The sequence below is a fragment of the Pseudomonas parakoreensis genome (genome assembly GCF_021602155.1).
Lineage (GTDB): Bacteria > Pseudomonadota > Gammaproteobacteria > Pseudomonadales > Pseudomonadaceae > Aquipseudomonas > Aquipseudomonas parakoreensis.
Genome location: NZ_BQHY01000014.1, coordinates 49,566 through 69,788, shown reverse-complemented (window position 1 = coordinate 69,788; position 20,223 = coordinate 49,566). Strand labels below are relative to the sequence as shown.

Genomic DNA, 20,223 nt, shown 5'->3' with positions numbered 1-20,223 from the left:
AGGGATCAACGTGGCTCCCAGCGATTTTCGAAAGATCACCGACCATGACCGAGTATTGAAGATGACCGACATCCCGCATTTCCCGCTCTCCGCCGTGGTCGGCGCTGATGACTTGAAACTCGCGCTGTACCTCACCGCCATCGACCCGAAAATCGGTGGCGTGCTGATCGAAGGCCCACGCGGAATGGCTAAATCGACTCTGGCCCGTGGCCTCGCCGATCTGCTGGCCAGCGGTCAGTTCGTCACCTTGCCACTGGGCGCCACCGAAGAACGTCTGGTCGGCACCCTCGATCTGGATGCCGCGCTGAGTGAAGGTCGTGCGCAGTTTTCTCCCGGCGTGCTGGCCAAGGCCGACGGCGGTGTGCTGTACGTCGATGAAGTGAATCTGTTGCCCGATCATCTTGTGGATCTGCTGCTGGATGTGGCGGCCAGCGGTACCAACCTGGTCGAGCGTGATGGCATCTCGCATCGGCATTCGGCACGGTTTGTGTTGATCGGCACAATGAACCCGGAAGAGGGCGAATTGCGCCCGCAGCTGCTGGATCGTTTTGGCCTGAACGTCGCCCTCAGCGGCCACACCGCGCCGACCGAACGCGGGCAGATCATCCGTCGCCGACTGGATTTCGACAGCGACCCGCAGGCGTTCTGTGCGCAGTGGGAAGCCGAGCAGCAAGCGCTGCGCGAACGCTGCGAACAGGCGCGCATCGCCTTGGCGCGCATTGCGCTGGACGACGAGGCTTTGGCGAGCATCACCGAGCGCTGCTTTGCCGCCGGCGTCGATGGCTTGCGGGCCGATCTGGTCTGGCTGCGTGCGGCCCGAGCCCACGCGGCATGGCGCGGTGCCGAAGCCATTGCCGAGCAAGACATCGATGCGGTGGCGGAATTCGCCCTGCGCCATCGCCGTCGTGGTTCCACTTCGCCCAGCCCTCAATCACCTGCGCAGAACCAGACCAGCACCCAGGCCGAACCAAGCGATGGGCAGGGGCAGTGGGGCGACATGCCTGCTCCGGCGCTGGCGACTGGCGCACGCCGCGAAGTGCCGAGCTGGCCAAAAAAGTAACCGGCATTCGTCCCCGATCCGACGCGGGGGCGAATGCCAGTCCCCGCGCCGGACGACTCGACTACGGACGCCAGGGCAAGCGCCACGCTGCGCGCAGCGGTCTGGTGAACTGGCCAGGGACGCTGCTAAACGGTCGGCCGCAAACCCGTGAGGACTTGCAGTTTCAGCTGCGCACTCGTGCCCCCCATGAGTTATGGCTGGTGATCGTCGATGCGTCGGCTTCGACGCGTCGGCATCAGGCACTGAGCGATGCCAAGGGTTTGCTCGCGCAATTGTTTGATGATGCGTATCGACAAAGGGCGCGACTGGCCTTGCTGACCGCCAGTGGCAGCGCGCCGCAATGGCAGGTGCAAGGATTGAAGGCTTCAAGTGGCTTGCGCACCTGGCTGGAGACACTGGGCGCGGGCGGCGGCACGCCATTGGTGGCGGCGTTGACGCAGGCGCAGCAATGGCTGATGCAGCGACAAAAGCGCTTTCCGGCCGAGCAGCAGCGCTTGTTGCTGGTCACGGACGGACGTTTGAAAACCTTGCCGCCGCTGCTGCCGCTGGAGTGTCCGGGGTTGCTGATCGACATCGAGCGGGGGCCGATCCGTCTGGCGCGGGCGCGGGAATTGGCGGCGGTGCTGAATGCGGAATATCGGCATATCGATGATGTGTGAAGTCTGAGCGGGCCTCTTCGCGAGCAAGGTTGGTGAACACCGCTTGCTCTGTGGGAGCGAGCCTGCTCGCGAAGGTATCGCATCGGACCATGCGGGATCACCAAAAACCGCAGCGCTGCTCTATGCTCCACCCAGCCCAATCACAAGGAGTGAATCATGCGGGTACTGGTCGCCAATCCTCAGGACGATTTTCGCGTCAAGGCCTACGCCGGCACCAACGGCGTGCTGCTCGCCATGGACTTGGCCGAACCCCGCCGTAAAGGCTTGCTCGGGTTTGCCATCGAAAAGCAGCAGGGCGACAAACCGTGGTTGTTCCTGTTCAACAGCCTGACGTTTCCCGGCAAGGTTCACACGTTCCCGCAATATCACGCCACGCCCAGCGATAAGGCACCGCTGCAGAAATTCCGCTGGGCCGATTACGCCGTCAACCCGGGCACGACCCTGCACTATCGCGTACACCTGGCCTACGGCACGGCGGACGCGCCGCTACTGGGCGAATCGCTCGCGCTGAGCATCACCAGTGACGACGGCCACCCGGCCAATCAGAGCGTGATCTTCAATCGCGCCGTGGCTGCCAGTCAGGCGTTTCAGCGCAAATTTCCCGACCTCGACGCACAGATCAGCGCCAACAAGAACCTGCCCATCGAAGCCTGGCCCGACGCGGCGCGCCTGTGGCTGGAGAACGGACTGCTGGAGCGATTGCTGAGCTTCATCGAGCAGGCTGTGGACGCGCAGTGGGCGTTGGACATTGCGATCTACGAGTATCAGTTGCAGGCGATCATTGATGCCGTGAACGCGGCATTCGCGCGAGGGGTGCAAGTGCGCGTGCTGTACCACGCCCAGCCTGATGATCCCGATACAACCCTGAATGAAGCGAACCTTGCCCAATTACCAGCGGCGAACAAGCGTGGCCGGGTCACTCACAACATTTTCCACGACAAATTCATCGTCCTCAGCCGGGTCGATGGCGTCGGTCAGCGTCAACCGAAGGCGGTGCTGTGCGGCAGCACCAATTTCACCGCCAATGGCGTGTATCGCCAGGCCAATGTGGTGCATACGCTTGATGACGTGACCATTGCCACGCGCTATTTGCAAACGTTCGAAGAGGTCTGGGCCAACCCCGCCGACGTTGCTGCGACGCGCAACTGGATCACCGAGCACAACCCGATGGATCCGACGCAGCCGCTGTTCGCCGGGTTCTCGCCACGCAGCGGTGGCGGCGATTTGCGTGAGTTTGTCGAGATCATCGAGGCCGCCAGCAAGGACGTGCTGTTTGTCACGGCATTCACCTTGCCGGACGCGATCCTCAATGCGTTGCTTGGCAAGCCCCATGACGACATCCTGCGTTACGGCCTGCAAAACACCGCGAGCCGCATCACCGGGTTTCATGCCGACCGCAGCGCCGAATTCGCCGCCACCGCCTTGCTCAACACCGGGCTGGAAGGCTGGCTGAAAGAAAACATGAAAGGTCAGAAGGGCAACCTGTTGGTGCACACCAAAGCGGTGATCGTCGACTTCACCAGCGACAGGCCGACGATTATCAGCGGCAGCCACAACCTCAGCACTTCGGCCAGTCACGGCAATGACGAGAACTTCCTGATCATTCGCGGCGACACCGATCTGGCTGATCGTTACGGTCTGGAATTGCTGCGGTTTTATGAGCATTACCGCTTCCGCTATTTCGCGAAAAAACTCGAGCTGAAGCAGGTGAGTCCGTTGGCGGTGGATGACAGCTGGACCAACGATTACTACGTGGAGGGGGATTTGCGCCAGTTGTCGCGGTTGCGCTTTGCCGGACGATGACAGCCAACTGTAGGAGCTGCCGAAGGCTGCGATCTTTTGACTTTGTTTTTTAAGGTCAAGATCAAAAGATCGCAGCCTGCGGCAGCTCCTACAGGGAGGCAGTGGTCGTTGATACAGATTTTGAAATGATTTGCCGCTGTAGAAAATGTGCCTTGAGCCTGTACGCTCCAAGGCCATTTTTCATTCAGGATTTGCATGAACACCCTCTTGGAGCCTCCCAGTCGTACCTTCTCCTCGCGCCATGGCGCGGTCTTGACGCACTCGCAGCATCCGGTTTTCCGCCTCCCGACTATCGTTGACAACGCAGCCTCAGAGCCTTCGCGTTGCACTTTGCCGTGCCCGGCAGCCTGAATTTACTGAAGAGAGATCGAGACATTTTATGGAATGGTTAGCGGATCCCACGGCCTGGTTAGGCTTGTTGACTCTGATCGTGCTGGAACTGGTGCTGGGTATCGACAACCTGGTGTTCATCGCGATTCTGGCGGACAAACTGCCGCCACATCAGCGCGATCGTGCGCGGATCATCGGCCTGTCGCTGGCGCTGATCATGCGTCTGGGCCTGTTGGCGAGCATTTCCTGGCTGGTGACCCTCACGCAGCCGTTGTTCGAAGTGTTCGGCAAGAGCTTCTCCGGCCGTGACCTGATCATGCTGTTTGGTGGTGTGTTCCTGCTGTTCAAGGCGACGATGGAGCTGCACGAACGGCTTGAAGGCCACGTCGGCCAGCGCTCGACCAACGCCGCTTACGCGCTGTTCTGGCCGATCGTGGCGCAGATCGTGGTGCTCGATGCGGTGTTTTCGCTGGACGCGGTGATCACCGCCGTCGGCATGGTCGACGAGTTGGCGGTGATGATGATCGCGGTGATCATTTCCATCGGCCTGATGATTGTGGCCAGCAAGCCGCTGACCCGCTTCGTCAATGCGCACCCGACGGTGATCATGCTGTGTCTGGGCTTCCTGATGATGATCGGTTTCGCCCTGACGGCCGAAGGCCTGGGCTTCCACATCCCGAAAGGCTATCTGTACGCGGCCATCGGCTTCTCGATCCTGATCGAGGTGTTCAACCAGATCGCCCGGGCCCGACGCAAACGTTCGATGCAAGGCCTGCGCCCCCTACGTGAGCGCACGGCACACGCGGTGATGCGCTTGCTGGGCGGACGCAAGCTGGAAGTGGAGGAGGTCGGCGAGAAAATCTCCGATCTGCTGGATGACGGCGAAGCCCCGAGTGCAGAACTGTTCGACCGGCGCGAGCGGGTGATGATCAGTGGCGTGCTGCAACTGGCCGAACGCCCGATTCGCAACCTGATGACCGTGCGCGCCGACGTTGACACCATCGATCTGGCCGACGACGCCGAAACGATCCGGACAAAACTGATGCACTCGTCCTATTCGCGTCTGCCGCTGATCCGCAACGGTGCCGTGGATGAACCGTTGGGCTTCGTGCACAAGAAGGAATTGCTCAAGGAGTACCTGAGCGGCATTGAGCCGAACCTGGAACATCTGGCACGCAAGACCATCAACCTGCTCGACAGCTATTCGATCCTCAATGCGCTGGAGCAGATGCGTGCAGCGTCGACCCACATTGCTTTTGTGGTCAACGAGTTTGGCGACTTCGTCGGCGTGCTGACCATGACCGACATCCTCGAATCGATTGCCGGCGAACTGCCCGATGCCAGCGAAATCGAAGGCCCGGACGTGATCGAAGAGCAGGGCGGGTTCATGGTCAACGGCGCTCTGAATCTGACGCGTGTGCGTGAACGTACCGGATTTGGTGCGCAGCCAACCGAGGATTATCAGACGTTGGCCGGGCTGGTGATGAGTCTGCTGGATCGCCTGCCGATGATCGGCGATCGCCTGCAGTACGAAGGCTGGCAGATGACCGTCAAAGCCGTTGAGGAACGACGGGTGACGCAGGTGTTGCTGGTGCGCGATTCTGCGTAAGGCAGCAGCCTTGCGCTGACGGTGCCGGCCCCTTCGCGGGCAAGCCCGCTCCCACAGTGCACGCGTCGTACACGGAATGTGTGAACAACGTTGACCCCTGTGGGAGCGGGCTTGCCCGCGAAAGCGATGTGTCAGACGCCGTAACGATTACGGCAAATGCACTGCCTCAAATCACCCGCCGATGCGCACGCGTGATTGTGCAGAGCCTGCTCAATGTGCGGCGCAACCACGGCAGGTCATGTCGTGGTTTCTGCTGCACCACCGGTGCCCTAGTCCTGCCAATATGCCGGGCAAAGTCCGCCGCCAGTGTTTCCTCTGTGCCGATGCCCTTGAGCTTCTTCAGCAACTTGCCGTTCTTGTAGAACAGCACCGTCGGTGTACCGGTGACCAGCGGATGGCGCGGCGACTCACGGGTATTGAGCATGTAGATATTCGCTCGCAGCCGATATGGCTCGGCAATTTCTCGAAACACCGGCCCGGCCCATTCGCAGGCAGGACAGTGTTCATTGGCGAAGTACAGGATCACCGGGCGCCAGGTTTTCAGGGCTTTGCGATAAACCGGGGCCAGATTGGAAATGGTATTGGCAGCGCTCATTGAGAACTCCTTTTCAACGACCTCGAAGGTTCGATGACGTTAAAGAAGGGTGAAGAACAGGTCTACTGTCAGAAATTACAGGTGGCCTGTGGATTCGCGAGATTTTTCCCACTTTTATGAAGGACCGGCCCGACACGAAGCCCAGAAATGTGGATTGTCGGGACGTGATACCTTTTTTCACCCAATAAAAGAGACGGTGGGAATAAGCGATAGCCGTCGAAGCCGTCTTGGAGTGCTAGCACCATTAACAGCACTCCAGGGAGCACCATCATGACTCACGTAGTTCTTTCCAATATCGTTGCGAGTATTTCTGAATTGAAAAGAAATCCCATGGGTACCGTGGCCGCCGGTGGCGGCCAGTCTGTTGCAATCCTCAATCGAAATGCGCCGGCGTTTTATTGTGTGCCCGCGAAGGAGTATGAGGCGATGATGAATCGTCTTGAGGACCTGGAACTGATCGCACTATGCAAGGAGCGAGAAAACGACCCAACCATTAAGCTCTCTATAGATGACCTATGAGCTGGAGTTTTCCGAGAAAGCGTGGAGAGAATGGAAAAAGCTTGATTCAGCATTACAGATCAGTTCAAAAGAAAGCTCGCTACACGTCTGGTCAACCCTCACGTTCCTGCCGATCGACTTCGAGGGTTGGGAAACGCTTACAAAATCAAGCTTCGCAGTGCTGGGTACAGGCTGGTCTATCGCGTAAAGAACGAGGTTTTGGTTGTTACCGTGATTGCGGTAGGGAGAAGAGAGCGGGGAGAGGTTTACGACAAAGCCGCTAGCCAATAGATAAGGAGAGAGGGCGCGTTCAAACGCCAAACACATTTGCACCGAAATAGTCGTCGATGCTCCCATCTGGGAACCAACTACTCGCGATTTGTAGCCTAAAGTAGCGCAGCCCATCAGTACCTTCATGTAACACCATTCCTCGCATTTCCCGCATCCTGTTGATTCCAAAAACATTTCAACTCAGCGCAGATTCCCTTTGAATCCTGTGGCACACTTTCTGCTGTCTATTCCGTAGTAACAAACCGTATTCCGGTATAGCGGAATAAACATCATCCTGGAGTGCTTGCCATGCATCGCCGTCCTTCGTTGTTCAAAGCGTGTGTTTTTGTTCTTGCGGCTTCGTCCGCTGTCATGGGCATGGCCCAGGCAGCCGACAGCAAACTCGACAGTGTTCTGGCCCGGGGCAAGCTGATTGTCGGCACCGGCAGCACCAATGCGCCGTGGCACTTTCAGGGTGCGGACGGCAAGTTGCAGGGCTTTGATATCGACATCGCCAGGATGGTGGCCAAGGGTTTGTTCAATGACCCGAACAAGGTCGAGTTCGTCGTGCAGTCGTCCGATGCGCGGATTCCCAACCTGCTGACCGACAAGGTCGACATGAGCTGCCAGTTCATCACCGTCACCGCCAGCCGTGCGCAGCAAGTGGCGTTCACTTTGCCGTACTACCGCGAAGGCGTCGGCCTGCTGCTGCCGGCCAACAGCAAGTACAAGGAAATCGAAGACCTGCAGGCTGCCGGTGACAGCGTTACGGTGGCCGTGCTGCAAAACGTCTACGCCGAAGAACTGGTGCACCAGGCGCTGCCCAAGGCCAAGGTCGATCAGTACGACAGCGTTGATCTGATGTATCAGGCGGTGAACTCCGGCCGCGCCGATGCCGCCGCTACCGATCAGTCGTCGGTCAAATACCTGATGGTGCAGAACCCTGGCCGCTACCGCAGCCCGACCTACGCGTGGAGCCCGCAGACCTACGCCTGCGCGGTCAAGCGCGGCGATCAGGACTGGCTGAACTTCGTCAACACCACGCTGCATGAAGCCATGACCGGCGTTGAGTTCCCGACATACGCGGCATCCTTCAAGCAATGGTTCGGTGTCGATCTGCCGTCGCCGGCGATCGGTTTCCCTGTCGAATTCAAATGATCCCGTGAGAGTGGGGCGATACAAATCGCCCCGCTCAAGGTACTGCTGACCATGAACTATCAGTTGAACTTTGCTGCCGTGTGGCGCGATTTCGACACCTTGTTGGCGGGGCTCGGTCTGGGTCTTGAACTGGCGTTGGTGTCGATTGCCATCGGCTGCGTGATCGGCCTGCTGATGGCGTTTGCCTTGCTCTCGAAGCATCGCGCCTTGCGGGTGCTGGCCTCGGTGTACGTCACGGTGGTGCGGAATACGCCGATCCTGGTGTTGATTCTGTTGATCTACTTCGCCTTGCCGAGCCTGGGGATCCGTCTGGACAAGATCCCGTCGTTCATCATCACGTTGTCGCTGTATGCCGGTGCCTATCTGACCGAGGTGTTCCGTGGCGGCTTGCTGAGCATCCCCAAAGGCCAGCGTGAAGCGGGGCTGGCGATCGGACTCGGTGAATGGCAGGTCAAGGCCTACGTGACCGTGCCGGTCATGCTGCGCAACGTGTTGCCGGCGCTGTCGAACAACTTCATTTCGCTGTTCAAGGACACCTCGCTGGCCGCCGCGATTGCAGTGCCGGAGCTGACCTACTACGCGCGCAAGATCAACGTCGAAAGCTACCGGGTGATTGAAACCTGGCTGGTGACCACGGCGTTGTATGTCGCGGCCTGTTACCTCATTGCCATGCTGCTGCGTTACCTGGAGCAGCGTCTGGCAATCCGCCGATAGGAGGCTGCGATGTACGAATCTCCCAGTTGGTTGCATGAGTTGTGGGTCGCTCGCGAGACCTTGTTGCAAGGGTTTCTGACCAGTGTGCAGGTGTCCGCGCTGGCGATTCTGTTCGGCACGCTGCTCGGCGTCGTCGCCGGTCTGGTGCTGACTTACGGCAAGTTCTGGATGCGCGCGCCGTTTCGTTTTTACGTTGACCTGATTCGCGGTACGCCGGTGTTTGTGTTGGTGCTGGCCTGCTTCTACATGGCGCCGGCGCTCGGTTGGCAGATCAGCGCGTTTCAGGCCGGTGCGCTGGGCCTCACGCTGTTTTGCGGCTCGCACGTTGCCGAGATCGTGCGCGGTGCCTTGCAGGCCTTGCCGCGTGGGCAGATGGAAGCGAGCAAGGCGATTGGCCTGACGTTCTATCAGTCCCTCGGTTATGTGTTGCTGCCACAAGCGCTGCGGCAGATCCTGCCGACCTGGGTCAACTCGTCCACCGAAATCGTCAAGGCGTCGACCTTGCTCTCGGTGATCGGCGTCGCCGAACTGCTGCTCAGCACCCAACAGATCATCGCCCGGACCTTCATGACTCTGGAGTTCTACCTGTTCGCCGGTTTTCTGTTCTTCGTCATCAACTACGGCATCGAATTACTCGGCCGGCACATTGAAAAGCGGGTGGCCCTGCCATGACTCAAGCTCAAGTTTCCAACGTTTCAAATGGCCAGCCACTGCTGGATATCCGTGGCCTGCACAAGCAGTACGGCGCAGTCGAAGTGCTCAAGGGCGTCGATCTGAGCATGCAGCGTGGCAACGTCGTGACGCTGATCGGCTCCAGCGGTTCGGGCAAGACCACCTTGCTGCGCTGCGTGAACATGCTCGAAGAGTTCCAGGGCGGGCAGATCCTGCTCGACGGCGAGTCCATCGGCTATGACGAGGTCGGCGGTAAACGTGTGCGCCACGCGGAAAAAGTCATTGCCCGCCATCGCGCCATGACCGGCATGGCCTTCCAGCAATTCAATCTGTTCCCGCATCTGACAGCCTTGCAGAACGTCACCCTCGGTCTGCTCAAGGTGAAAAAAATGCACAAGGACCAAGCCGTCGCGCTGGCCGAGAAATGGCTGGAGCGAGTCGGCCTGCTGGAGCGGCGCAATCACTTTCCCGGGCAGTTGTCCGGCGGTCAGCAACAGCGCGTGGCGATTGCCCGGGCGATTGCGATGAACCCGAGCCTGATGCTGTTCGACGAAGTCACCTCGGCCCTCGATCCGGAGCTGGTCGGTGAAGTGTTGAACGTGATCAAGGGACTGGCCGAAGACGGCATGACCATGCTGCTGGTGACCCACGAAATGCGTTTCGCCTTCGAGGTCTCGGACAAGATTGTTTTCATGAATCAGGGGCGGATCGAAGAGCAGGGGCCTCCCAAGGAGCTGTTCGAACACCCGCAATCGCCGCGTCTGGCTGAGTTTCTCAAGAGCACGCGGTTCTAATTTTTGCTTTGTAATCAGGAGAAGTACCCATGAGCATTACTCGATACGGCACCGGCAGCACGGCCGCTGGCGGTCAGCCACGTCCTTTCGCACGCGCCGTTGAAGCGGACGGCTGGCTGCACGTGTCCGGCCAGGTGCCGGCAGTGGATGGCGAGATCATCGTTGGCGGCATCGTCGAGCAGACCCACCAGACCATGAAGAACCTGATCGCGATTCTCGAAGAGGCCGGTTATGGCCTGGAGGATGTGGTGCGGGTCGGAGTGTGGCTGGACGATCCCCGGGATTTCAGCAGTTTCAACAAGGTTTTCGGCGAGTACTTCAAGCCTGAACATGCCCCGGCGCGGGCCTGTGTGCAGGCGAGCATGATGGTCGATTGCAAGGTCGAGATCGATTGCATCGCGTACAAGAAAAAGGCCTGATTGTCGTCGGCTCTTGTAGGAGCTGCCGAAGGCTGCGATCTTTTGGCAATTTTGGATGCGCCACGAAGGCAAGATCAAAAGATCGCAGCCTGCGGCAGCTCCTACAGAGGCATTTTGAGTGAGTACTGACATGACCGAAGACACCATCAAACGCCGGGCCCGTGGTCTGGACCGGGCGTTCGATATCCTCGATTTCCTCAAGGAGATCGGCCAGCCGCTGCGTCCGAATGACATCGCCAACGGTATCGGCAGCCCGAAATCCACGGTCTACGAACTGGTGGCGTCGTTGCTGGAGCGACGGATTCTGGAGCCGGTGGGCAAGGACGGGCACGTCTATCTCGGTCGTCAGTTGTACTTCCTCGGGCAGGCGCACCTGCGCCATTTCGACCTCAGTCGCGAGGCCGATCATGCCTTGCAGGACATCGTCAGCCAGACCCGGGAAACCGCGCAGATGTGCCTGCTCAACGGGCGCAAATACACGGTGGCGTTGATGAAGGAGGGCGAGCGGCATTTCCGCATTTCGTCCGACATCGGCGAAAACGCGCCGATCCCGTGGACTGCATCCGGACGCCTGCTGCTGGCGCATTTGAGCGACCAGCAGATCATCGACCTGATCGACGAAGACGACTACATCCTGCCCGACGGCGAACGACTGCCGCTGGAGCGCTTTCTGGCGGAAATTCGGCAGGCCGGGATCGACGGTTTCTTCTCCTTCGACAGCGTGGCCGACACCTTCACCCATTGCTTCGCTGCGCCGGTCAAAGACCCCAGTGGCGTGGCCATCTGCACCCTGTGCATCGTCGCCCCACGGGCCGATGCGAAAAACAATTACGACGACTATCGCCGGGTGCTGATCGAGAGCGCCAACAGCCTCGCCCGGCGTATCAACGAATAACCGCGGCGGCCTGCGACCGCGACTGAATGCGAGGAGTTTGACCATGACGACTGCCATCAATACCGCTGTGGAAAAGGGCGCCGCTGCCATTGGCGCGCACCTTGTGCGTGACGTCAGCCTGCCGGCGCTGGTGCTGCACCGCGAGGCGCTGGAGCACAACATTCGCTGGATGCAGACGTTCGTCAGCGACAGCGGCGCCGAACTCGCGCCCCACGGCAAAACCAGCATGACCCCGGCGCTGTTCCAGCGTCAGCTCGACGCCGGCGCGTGGGGCATCACCCTCGCCAGCGCCACGCAGACCCGCGCGGCGTATGCCCACGGCGTACGGCGGGTGTTGATGGCCAACCAACTGGTCGGCACGCCGAACATGGCGCTGATTGCCGATCTGCTGGCAGACCCGGATTTCGATTTCTACTGCATGGTCGATCACCCGGACAACGTCGCCGATCTGGGCGCCTACTTCGCTTCGCGCGGCGTGAAGTTGAACGTGATGATCGAGTACGGCGTGGTCGGTGGCCGTTGCGGTTGCCGCAGCGAGCAGGAAGTCATCGCACTGGCCCAGGCTATCAACGCGCAATCGGCGCTGGCCCTGACCGGCATCGAAGGTTACGAAGGGGTGATCCACGGTGATCACGCGGTCAGCGGTATTCGTGAATTTGCTGCGTCGCTGGTGCGGCTGGCGGTGCAGTTGCAGGACAGCGGCGCGTTTGCCATTGCCAAGCCGATCATCACTGCCTCGGGTTCGGCGTGGTACGACCTGATCGCCGAGTCGTTTGAGACGCAGAATGCGAGCGGACGCTTCCTCAGCGTGCTGCGCCCGGGCAGTTATGTCGCCCATGACCATGGCATCTACAAGGATGCGCAATGCTGCGTGCTGGATCGTCGCAGTGATCTGCACGAAGGCCTGCGTCCGGCGCTGGAAGTCTGGGCCCACGTGCAATCGCTGCCGGAACCGGGTTTTGCGGTGATCGCCCTCGGCAAGCGCGACGTGGCATTCGATGCCGGTTTGCCGGTGCCGTTGCTGCGTTACAAGGCCGGCGTTGTGCCGGCGGTCGGCGACGATGTCGGCGCGTGCAAGGTGACGGCGGTGATGGACCAGCATGCGTTCATGAGTGTGGCGCCGGGGGTTGAGTTGCGGGTCGGCGATATCATTTCCTTCGGCACCTCGCACCCGTGTCTGACCTTCGACAAGTGGCGGGTGGGGTTGTTGGTGGATGAGCAGTTGGCGGTGGTCGAGAACATGGAGACTTGTTTCTAAGGCTTGAGACCGCGTTGCGGCGATTCGCTGGCAAGCCAGCTCCCACAGGAATCTCATGAGTTGTGAAGATTGTGTGGGAGCTGGCTTGCCAGCGAAGAGGCCAGATCAAACACCACCGAATCAGCAGAGACGCCACCCGATGACCACCCTCAGCCCCCTGGGCCCGAACACCCCGCGCATCGCCCTGATCGGCGAATGCATGATCGAACTCCAGCACCGCGCCGACGGCAGCCTGCAGCAAAGCTTCGGCGGCGATACCTTGAACACGGCGGTGTATCTGTCCCGCGCCCTCGGCGACAGCGCCCAGGTCGATTACGTCACTGCGCTGGGCGATGACAGCTTCAGCGACGCCATGTGCCAGAGCTGGGCCGATGAAGGCATTGGCCTTGATCTCGTGCAGCGTCTGCCCGGTCGTTTGCCGGGCCTGTACTGCATTCAGACCGACGCCAACGGCGAGCGACGTTTCCTCTACTGGCGCAATGAGGCGGCGGTGCGCGATTGCTTTACCACTCCGGCGGCGGAGCCGATTCTTGCAGCGCTGCCGGATTACGACGTGCTGTATTTCAGCGGCATCACCCTCGCTGTGCTTGGCGCCAATGGCCGTGAGCGTTTGATCCAGACCCTCATCGAAGCCCGGCAGCGCGATGCGCGGATCGTCTTCGATAACAACTATCGGCCACGTTTGTGGGCGTCACAGGAAGAGGCGCGGGCGGCCTATCGCAGTGTGTTGCCGCATGTCGATCTGGCATTGCTGACCGTCGATGACGAGCAGGCGCTGTTCCACTTTGCCGATTGCGACACGGTGTTTGAGGCGTACGCGCAGATCGGCACGCCGGAAGTGGTGCTCAAACGTGGCGCCGAGGCGTGCCTGATTCGTTGTGATGGCGAGGCGTTCGAAGTGCCGGCGCAGCAGGTCGAGAAGGTCGTGGATACTACGGCGGCGGGGGATTCGTTCAGTGCGGCGTATCTGGCCAGGCGTTTGCTGGGTGGCAGTCCGGTGGAAGCGGCGCAGGCTGGGCATTGGCTGGCGAGTAGGGTGATTCAGGTGCCGGGAGCCCTGATCCCCAGATAATCGGCGAATGGCCGATTGCTGCGCAATCGGTTCGCGGGCAAGCCCGCTCCCACAGGGTACGCATTCCAAACTGTGGGAGCGAGCTTGCTCGCGAAGAGGCCCTGAGGCCAAGCACTCAATCGCGGAAAAACACCTGCACCAGGTGATAGCCAAACTTGCTCTTGATCGGTCCGTGCACTGTGCGCAACGGTTTCTTGAAAATCACCGCATCAATCGCGCCGACCATCTGGCCCGGCCGCACTTCACCCAGATCGCCGCCGCGCTTGCCGGACGGGCAGGTCGAGTATTTCTTCGCCAGCACATCAAACGCTTCGCCCTTGGCAATGCGTTGTTTGAGCTGTTCGGCCTCTTCGGCGGTTTTCACCAGAATGTGGCGGGCTTGGGCTTTCATCGTGCGATACCTGTAACGGGGTGACGGCGGGGCGCGGGATTATGCCTCAAGTGACGGCGTTTGGTTGATCATCTCGCGGATCTTGTTCGCCAGCACTTCAATCGAAAACGGCTTGGCCACCATGTCCATGCCGTCCTCGAGAAAACCCTGACGCTCGGCGGCTTTCTGCGCATAACCGGTCATGAACAGCACCTTCAGTCCCGGGCGATGCTGGCGGGCGATTTCCGCCAGTTGCCGGCCGTTCATCCCCGGCAGACCAACGTCGGTCACCAGCAAGTCCACACGCAACTCCGATTCCAGCAGCGGCAGGGCGGCGCTGGCATCGGCCGCTTCGTGGGCGAGGTAACCCAGCTCCTTGAGCAGGTCGAGCACCAGCATGCGCACCGCCGGGTCATCTTCGACCACGACCACGGTTTCCCCGCAAGTGGCCGTCGGCGCTGCACTGAGGGTTTCCACGACTGGCCGTTCGGGCTCCAGCAGGTTCAGGCGCGGCAAGTACAGGCGCACACAGGTGCCCTGATTCGGCAAACTGTCGAGGCTGACATGGCCACCCGATTGCTGGGCGAAGCCATAAATCATCGACAGCCCGAGACCCGTACCCTGACCAATCGGTTTGGTGGTGAAGAACGGATCGAAGGCCTTGGCGCGCACTGATGGCGTCATGCCGGTGCCGTTGTCGCTGACCGCCAGCATCAGGTAGTCGCCGGCCTTGACCGGTTCGAGGGTGGTGATGTCGTTGCCGTCGAGGTAGACGTTGGCGGTTTCGATCAGCAGTTCGCCGCCGTCGGGCATGGCGTCGCGGGCATTGATCACCAGGTTGAGCAGGGCGTTTTCCAGTTGGCTGACGTCGGTGCTGATCGGCCACACATCGTCGGCCAGGCGCAGCGTGAGTTCGATCGGGTCACCCTTGGTGCGGCGGATCAAATCTTCCAGCGAATGAATCAGTTCGTTGACGTTGAGGGTCTTGCGATCCAGCGATTGCCGACGGGAGAACGCCAGCAGGCGATGGGTCAGGGCGGCTGCACGGTTGGCCGACGACACCGCCGCTTCGGTGAAACGGCCGATTTCCTCGGCGCGGCCGTCGGCGATGTAACGCTGCATCAGGTCGAGGCTGCCGATGATCCCGGTGAGCATGTTGTTGAAGTCGTGGGCGATACCGCCGGTGAGCTGGCCGACCGCTTCCATTTTCTGCGCATGGCGCAACGCATCTTCGGCGCGCTCGCGTTCGAACATCTCGTTCTGCAGGCGCTGATTGGCCTGGGCCAGTTGTTCGGTACGGGCGCTGACTCGTTCCTCAAGGGTTTCATTGAGGTTGCGCAGTGCCTCTTCGGTCTTTTTCCGTTCACTCTCGTCGATCACGAAAATATAGAAACCGTTGACTGAGCCATCGGCGCCGTGGCGCGGCAGGTAATTCATCAGCGCATGACGGCTGCTGCCGTCATGGTGCGGGGTGTACAGGCTGAACGAGCAGGGACGCCCGGCGAGCGCCTCGGCGATGTACGGCGCGCGCAGGAAATAGGCTTCTTCGCCGATCACTTCGCGAATGGTGCGGCCATACAATTCCTGAGGCGTGAGGCCGTACCAGTCCAGATACGCGGCGTTGTTCAAGCGGAAGCGCTCTTCGTGGTCGACGTAACTGATGAGGATCGGCATCGCGTTGATGATCAGCTGCAATTCGGTCTGGCTCTGACGCAGCGCCTGCTCGGTGTGTTTGCGCTCGGTCAGGTCCAGCGCGGCGCCGAGGAAACGCACGGGTCGCCCGTGGTGGTCCTTGTAACAGCGGCCACGGGCAAACACCCAGCGCAGTTCGCCGTCGGCTTTGAGCAGCCTGTATTCCTCGGCGTATTCGGTACCGTGGGTAATGCAATGCTTGATGCTGCGGGCGATCAACGCGCGGTCTTCGGGGTGCACCCCTTGCAGGTAATCGCTGATCGGCAGTTGACTGGCCAGCGCCGGATCAATGCCGTGCAGTTGGGCGAAATGGGCATCGGCGATGAAGCGGTCTTCACCGATGTCCCAGTCCCAGGTGCCGACGGCATCGGTAGCGGCCAGCGCCAGTTGCAGGCGTTCCTCGGTGTCGCGCTGGGCCTTGAGGCTTTCTTCGGAACGACGTTGCAGTTCAAGGGCGATACGCCGGCGCTCGTTGGTTTCGATGGCCGTGACCAGAATTCCCGCCACTTGCGCATCTTCATCGCGGATGGGGCTGTAAGTCAGGTCCAGCCAGAAGTCGGACTCCTTGCCTTCGCGTTGCAGGGTAAATCGCCGTTCGCTGTAGGTGCGCACCTGGCCTTGTAGGACGGCTCGATAAATCGGGTCGGTAAAGTCCTGAAGTTCTGGCCATATCAGGTGCGCTGGCTGTCCGAAAGCGTGCGGATGCTTGCTGCCGGCGAGCATCGCGAAGCCGTTGTTGTAGATCTGCGTGAGCTGCGGCCCCCACAACAGCAGCATCGGCATCGGCGAGTGAATCACTATATCCACCGCGGTGCGCAGGCTTTGCGGCCAGGTGCCGGCGGCGCCCAGCGGAGTGCGGCTCCAGTCGATACGGGCGATCAGGGCTTGGGCGTCATCGGGGGTGGGTGCTGCGTTCATCACATCTATCCTGAGCGTCGGTCAGTGCGTTGGCATCTACTATTCTTGCACTTGCGGTAGACGCTGTATGACCCGTTACGTCACGACAGCGGGTCATTTCTGTTCATTGAATGCTTCGCGGGTGCTTATTGCCATGGAAATCGATGCACTGTTGCTCCGTCTGTCGAGCCAGCACGGCTCGGATCTGTTTCTGTCCACGGGAGCGCCACCCAGTGCGCGTATCGATGGCGTGCTGACGCCGTTCAGCGAGCGGCCATTCAAACTCGGTGAGGTCGAGGCCATCGCCAACTCCCTGATGGACGCCGAGCAGCGGCGTGAGTTCGATCGGGATCTGGAAATGAACCTGGCGATTTCACGTACGGGCATCGGCCGTTTTCGGGTGAACATCTTCAAGCAACGCAACGATGTGTCAATCGTGATCCGCAACGTCAAACTCGATATTCCGCGTTTCGAAGACCTTAAGCTGCCGCCGGTGTTACAGGAAACGGTAATGCTCAAACAAGGGCTGATCCTGTTCGTTGGTGCCACCGACTCCGGTAAATCCACCTCGCTGGCCGCGTTGATCGACCATCGCAATCGCCACAGCAGCGGGCACATCATCACCATTGAAGACCCGGTGGAGTATATCCATCGACACAAGCGCTCGATCATCAATCAACGCGAAGTCGGCGTCGATACCCGCAGTTTCCATGCGGCGCTGAAAAACACCCTGCGCCAGGCCCCGGACGTGGTGCTGATCGGTGAAATCCGTGACCGCGAAACCATGGAACATGCGCTGACGTTCGCCGATACCGGGCACCTGGTGCTGTCGACGCTGCATGCGCACAACGCCAATCAGGCGCTGGACCGCATCGTCAATCTGTTCCCCGAAGAGCGCCGCCCGCAGTTGCTGCATGCGCTGGGCAACAATCTCAAGGCGTTCGTCTCGCAACGGCTGGTACGCACGTTGGACGGTCAGCGGCGGGCCGCGGTCGAAGTGATGCTCGGCACGCCGACCATTGCCGACCTGATCCGCCGCAACGAATTGGGCGAACTCAAAGGCATCATGGAGAAGTCCGGCGAGGTCGGCATGCAGACCTTCGACGCGGCGCTGTATGCGCTGGTGGTGGAGGGCGTGATCAATGAGGACGAAGCGCTCAAGCATGCCGATTCACAAAACAATCTGCGCCTGCGTTTGAAACTGCATGCCGAAGCGGGCCCGGCGCCCGCGCCCACCACATCAGGCGACTGGGGCTTGATGGATTAACACCTCACCCCTGTGGGAGCGAGCTTGCTCGCGAAAGCGGTGTATCAGTCACATTACTATCGACTGCCGGGTGGCATTCGCGAGCAAGCTCGCTCCCACAGGAGGAACGTTTAGTCCGACAGCTCCGGGCGATTGCGAAACTGCTCCAGCGCTTCAGGATTGGCCAGCGCATCAGTGTTCTTCACCGGTTCGCCATGCACCACATTGCGCACCGCAAGTTCGACCACTTTGCCACTGATGGTGCGCGGAATATCGGTCACCGCGACGATCTTCGCCGGCACATGACGCGGTGTGGTATTGGCGCGGATCACCTGGCGGATCTGTTGTTGCAGGTTGTCATCGAGCGTCACGCCCTCCTGCACACGCACAAACAGCACCACGCGCACATCGTCCTGCCATTGCTGCCCGATCGCCACGCTGTCCAGCACCTGCGGGACTTTCTCGACCTGACGATAAATTTCCGCCGTACCGATGCGCACGCCGCCGGGGTTGAGCACGGCGTCGGAGCGACCGTGGATCAGCATCCCGCCGTGGGGCAATTGTTCGGCGTAATCGCCTTGGGCCCAGACGCCGGGGAACAGGCTGAAATAGGATTTGCGCAGCTTTTCGCCGTCAGGGTCGTGCCACAGACCGACGGGCATGGCCGGGAAGTGCCGGGTGCAGACCAGTTCACCTTTTTCGCCGACCACTGCAACGCCGGCGTCGTTCCACACTTCAACCGCCATGCCCAGGCTCTTGCCCATGATTTCGCCGCGGCGCACCGCCGACAGCGGGTTGCCGTTGACGAAGCACGAGACCACATCGGTGCCGCCGGACATCGACGCCAGGCACACGTCGCGCTTGAAGTCGCGGTAGACGAAGTCATAGCTCTGCGGCGACAGCGCGGAGCCCGTGCAGAGCAAGGTCTTCAGGCTACTCAGATCATGGCTTTGCACAGGCTTCAAACCACTGCTTTCCAGTGTCGCGAGAAACTTGGGGCTGGTGCCGAACACGCTGATGCGCTCGTCGTCGATCAGATCCAGCAGTCGCTCATGGCCGGGGTGAAACGGCGAGCCGTCATACAACACTACCGCGCTGCCGACCGCGAGAGCCGAGACCAGCCAGTTCCACATCATCCAGCCGCAAGTGGTGTAGTAGAACAATCGGTCACCGGGGCCGAGATCGACGTGCAGGCCATGCTCCTTGGCATGCTGCAACAGCACGCCGCCGGTGCTGTGCACGATGCATTTCGGTACGCCGGTGGTGCCGCTGGAATACAGCACGTACAGCGGGTGATTGAACGGCACCGGGACAAACCGCGGTTCGCCGCCGGGTTGGTAGAAGTCGTTCCACAACGTCACGTTGGCACGGGTGTGGAAATCCTCGGCACGGGCCTGCGCGCGAGCGTAGGGCACGATGATTAACTGCTGCAGCGATGGCAGTTGCGCGAGGATTTCGTTGACCTTGGTGGTTTGATCAATGTCTTTGCCGGCGTAACGGTAGCCGGCGCAAGTGATCAACACTTTGGGTTCGATCTGGCCGAAGCGGTCGATCACGCCGTGGGTGCCGAAGTCCGGCGACGAGCACGACCAGATCGCCCCGAGGCTGGTGGTCGCGAGCATCGCCACCAGGGTCTGCCAGGTGTTGGGCATGCACGCGGCCACTCGGTCGCCGAGGCTGACACCGGCGGCTTGCAGGCTGGCCTGAAAACCGGCGACGTGCTCGGCGAGTTCGGCCCAGGTCAGTTGTTCGCGCTGACCGTTTTCCGCCACGACGATCACCGCAACTGCATCGTCACGACGGCGCAGCAAGTGTTCGGCAAAGTTCAGGGTCGCGCCGGGAAACCATTCGGCACTGGGCATCTGCGCGCCTTCACGCAGAATAGCGTCGGGTCGGGTGTGAAAGCGGATATCGAAGAAATCGACGATCGCCTGCCAGAACGCTTCGCGCTGATCCACGCTCCAGCGGTGCAGATCGGTGTAGCTGCTCAGCGCCAGGCCATGACGCTGATTGATATCGCGGCGGAACTGATCCATGCGCGATTGGGCGATACGCTCGGCATCGGGTTGCCAGAGGAGGTCGGACATTGGTTTGCCTCTTGTTTTGTTGTTCCAGCACACCGGTCAGCGTGCAGCACTTAATTCTGTGGCGAGGGAGCTTGCTCCCGATCGGCTGCGCAGCAGTCGTAAATTGCCGCGGGCGGCTTCGCCAC

At 60.6% G+C, this 20,223-nt stretch carries 18 protein-coding genes and 1 pseudogene; 15 read left to right on the top strand and 4 right to left on the bottom strand.

Annotated features, from left to right (window positions below):
* The first annotated feature begins 61 nt into the window (after positions 1 to 61).
* The 4 genes from L6D63_RS21275 to L6D63_RS21260 all read left to right on the top strand — a co-directional run bounded on the left by L6D63_RS21275 (position 62) and on the right by L6D63_RS21260 (position 5,461).
* Positions 62 to 1,060, top strand: coding sequence for a magnesium chelatase ATPase subunit I (locus L6D63_RS21275; RefSeq protein WP_131671735.1), 999 nt, complete (start codon positions 62 to 64; stop codon positions 1,058 to 1,060).
* Positions 988 to 1,719: a vWA domain-containing protein gene (locus tag L6D63_RS21270; protein WP_236170384.1), complete on the top strand. Its 732-nt coding sequence runs from the start codon at positions 988 to 990 to the stop codon at positions 1,717 to 1,719. The genes L6D63_RS21275 and L6D63_RS21270 overlap by 73 nt, the downstream gene beginning before the upstream one ends.
* A gap of 156 nt (positions 1,720 to 1,875) precedes the next feature.
* On the top strand, positions 1,876 to 3,522 hold the full coding sequence (locus L6D63_RS21265; RefSeq protein ID WP_131671736.1) for a phospholipase D-like domain-containing protein: 1,647 nt from the start codon (positions 1,876 to 1,878) through the stop codon (positions 3,520 to 3,522).
* A 379-nt stretch (positions 3,523 to 3,901) separates the two neighbouring features.
* Positions 3,902 to 5,461 (top strand): TerC family protein, encoded by a 1,560-nt coding sequence (locus L6D63_RS21260; RefSeq protein WP_131671737.1) that lies wholly within the window; start codon positions 3,902 to 3,904, stop codon positions 5,459 to 5,461.
* Positions 5,462 to 5,627: 166 nt separating this feature from the next.
* On the opposite strand, the gene L6D63_RS21255 is transcribed toward L6D63_RS21260, so the two are convergent.
* On the bottom strand, positions 5,628 to 6,056 hold the full coding sequence (locus L6D63_RS21255) for a thioredoxin domain-containing protein (protein WP_121185783.1): 429 nt from the start codon (positions 6,054 to 6,056) through the stop codon (positions 5,628 to 5,630).
* 270 nt (positions 6,057 to 6,326) lie between these two features.
* Between L6D63_RS21255 and L6D63_RS21250 the strand changes: the two genes are divergently transcribed.
* The 10 genes and pseudogenes from L6D63_RS21250 to L6D63_RS21205 all read left to right on the top strand — a co-directional run bounded on the left by L6D63_RS21250 (position 6,327) and on the right by L6D63_RS21205 (position 13,806).
* Positions 6,327 to 6,575, top strand: coding sequence for a type II toxin-antitoxin system Phd/YefM family antitoxin (locus L6D63_RS21250; protein WP_047294804.1), 249 nt, complete (start codon positions 6,327 to 6,329; stop codon positions 6,573 to 6,575).
* A pseudogene (locus L6D63_RS21245) lies at positions 6,565 to 6,845 on the top strand (type II toxin-antitoxin system RelE family toxin). Before L6D63_RS21250 ends, L6D63_RS21245 begins: the two are co-directional and overlap by 11 nt.
* A 288-nt stretch (positions 6,846 to 7,133) precedes the next feature.
* Positions 7,134 to 7,982 (top strand): transporter substrate-binding domain-containing protein, encoded by an 849-nt coding sequence (locus tag L6D63_RS21240; protein WP_047294802.1) that lies wholly within the window; start codon positions 7,134 to 7,136, stop codon positions 7,980 to 7,982.
* A 51-nt stretch (positions 7,983 to 8,033) separates the two neighbouring features.
* Positions 8,034 to 8,696, top strand: coding sequence for an amino acid ABC transporter permease (locus tag L6D63_RS21235; RefSeq protein WP_003225455.1), 663 nt, complete (start codon positions 8,034 to 8,036; stop codon positions 8,694 to 8,696).
* Positions 8,697 to 8,705: 9 nt separating this feature from the next.
* Positions 8,706 to 9,368, top strand: a complete 663-nt coding sequence (locus L6D63_RS21230) for an amino acid ABC transporter permease (protein ID WP_041064595.1) — start codon at positions 8,706 to 8,708, stop codon at positions 9,366 to 9,368.
* The gene (locus L6D63_RS21225; protein WP_131671739.1) at positions 9,365 to 10,162 is read left to right on the top strand and encodes an amino acid ABC transporter ATP-binding protein; all 798 of its coding nucleotides are present in this window, start codon (positions 9,365 to 9,367) and stop codon (positions 10,160 to 10,162) included. Before L6D63_RS21230 ends, L6D63_RS21225 begins: the two co-directional genes overlap by 4 nt.
* A 29-nt stretch (positions 10,163 to 10,191) precedes the next feature.
* On the top strand, positions 10,192 to 10,581 hold the full coding sequence (locus L6D63_RS21220; protein ID WP_131671740.1) for a RidA family protein: 390 nt from the start codon (positions 10,192 to 10,194) through the stop codon (positions 10,579 to 10,581).
* Positions 10,582 to 10,711: 130 nt separating this feature from the next.
* A complete protein-coding gene (locus L6D63_RS21215; RefSeq protein ID WP_047294799.1) occupies positions 10,712 to 11,476 on the top strand; it encodes an IclR family transcriptional regulator in 765 nt (254 codons plus the stop codon).
* Between the two features lie 43 nt (positions 11,477 to 11,519).
* Positions 11,520 to 12,734: an amino acid deaminase gene (locus L6D63_RS21210; protein WP_131671741.1), complete on the top strand. Its 1,215-nt coding sequence runs from the start codon at positions 11,520 to 11,522 to the stop codon at positions 12,732 to 12,734.
* Between the two features lie 139 nt (positions 12,735 to 12,873).
* Positions 12,874 to 13,806, top strand: coding sequence for a sugar kinase (locus L6D63_RS21205; RefSeq protein ID WP_047294795.1), 933 nt, complete (start codon positions 12,874 to 12,876; stop codon positions 13,804 to 13,806).
* 115 nt (positions 13,807 to 13,921) lie between these two features.
* Here L6D63_RS21205 and L6D63_RS21200 read toward each other — a convergent pair whose 3' ends face one another.
* Both L6D63_RS21200 and L6D63_RS21195 read right to left on the bottom strand, forming a co-directional pair.
* On the bottom strand, positions 13,922 to 14,197 hold the full coding sequence (locus L6D63_RS21200) for a peptidylprolyl isomerase (RefSeq protein ID WP_003225447.1): 276 nt from the start codon (positions 14,195 to 14,197) through the stop codon (positions 13,922 to 13,924).
* 39 nt (positions 14,198 to 14,236) lie between these two features.
* On the bottom strand, positions 14,237 to 16,786 hold the full coding sequence (locus L6D63_RS21195) for a PAS domain-containing hybrid sensor histidine kinase/response regulator (protein ID WP_131671742.1): 2,550 nt from the start codon (positions 16,784 to 16,786) through the stop codon (positions 14,237 to 14,239).
* 133 nt (positions 16,787 to 16,919) lie between these two features.
* Between L6D63_RS21195 and L6D63_RS21190 the strand changes: the two genes are divergently transcribed.
* Positions 16,920 to 18,032, top strand: coding sequence for a PilT/PilU family type 4a pilus ATPase (locus L6D63_RS21190; RefSeq protein ID WP_131671780.1), 1,113 nt, complete (start codon positions 16,920 to 16,922; stop codon positions 18,030 to 18,032).
* Between the two features lie 110 nt (positions 18,033 to 18,142).
* Here the strand turns inward: L6D63_RS21190 and L6D63_RS21185 are convergent, their stop codons facing one another.
* Positions 18,143 to 20,098, bottom strand: a complete 1,956-nt coding sequence (locus L6D63_RS21185; RefSeq protein WP_131671743.1) for an acetoacetate--CoA ligase — start codon at positions 20,096 to 20,098, stop codon at positions 18,143 to 18,145.
* Positions 20,099 to 20,223: the final 125 nt, after the last annotated feature.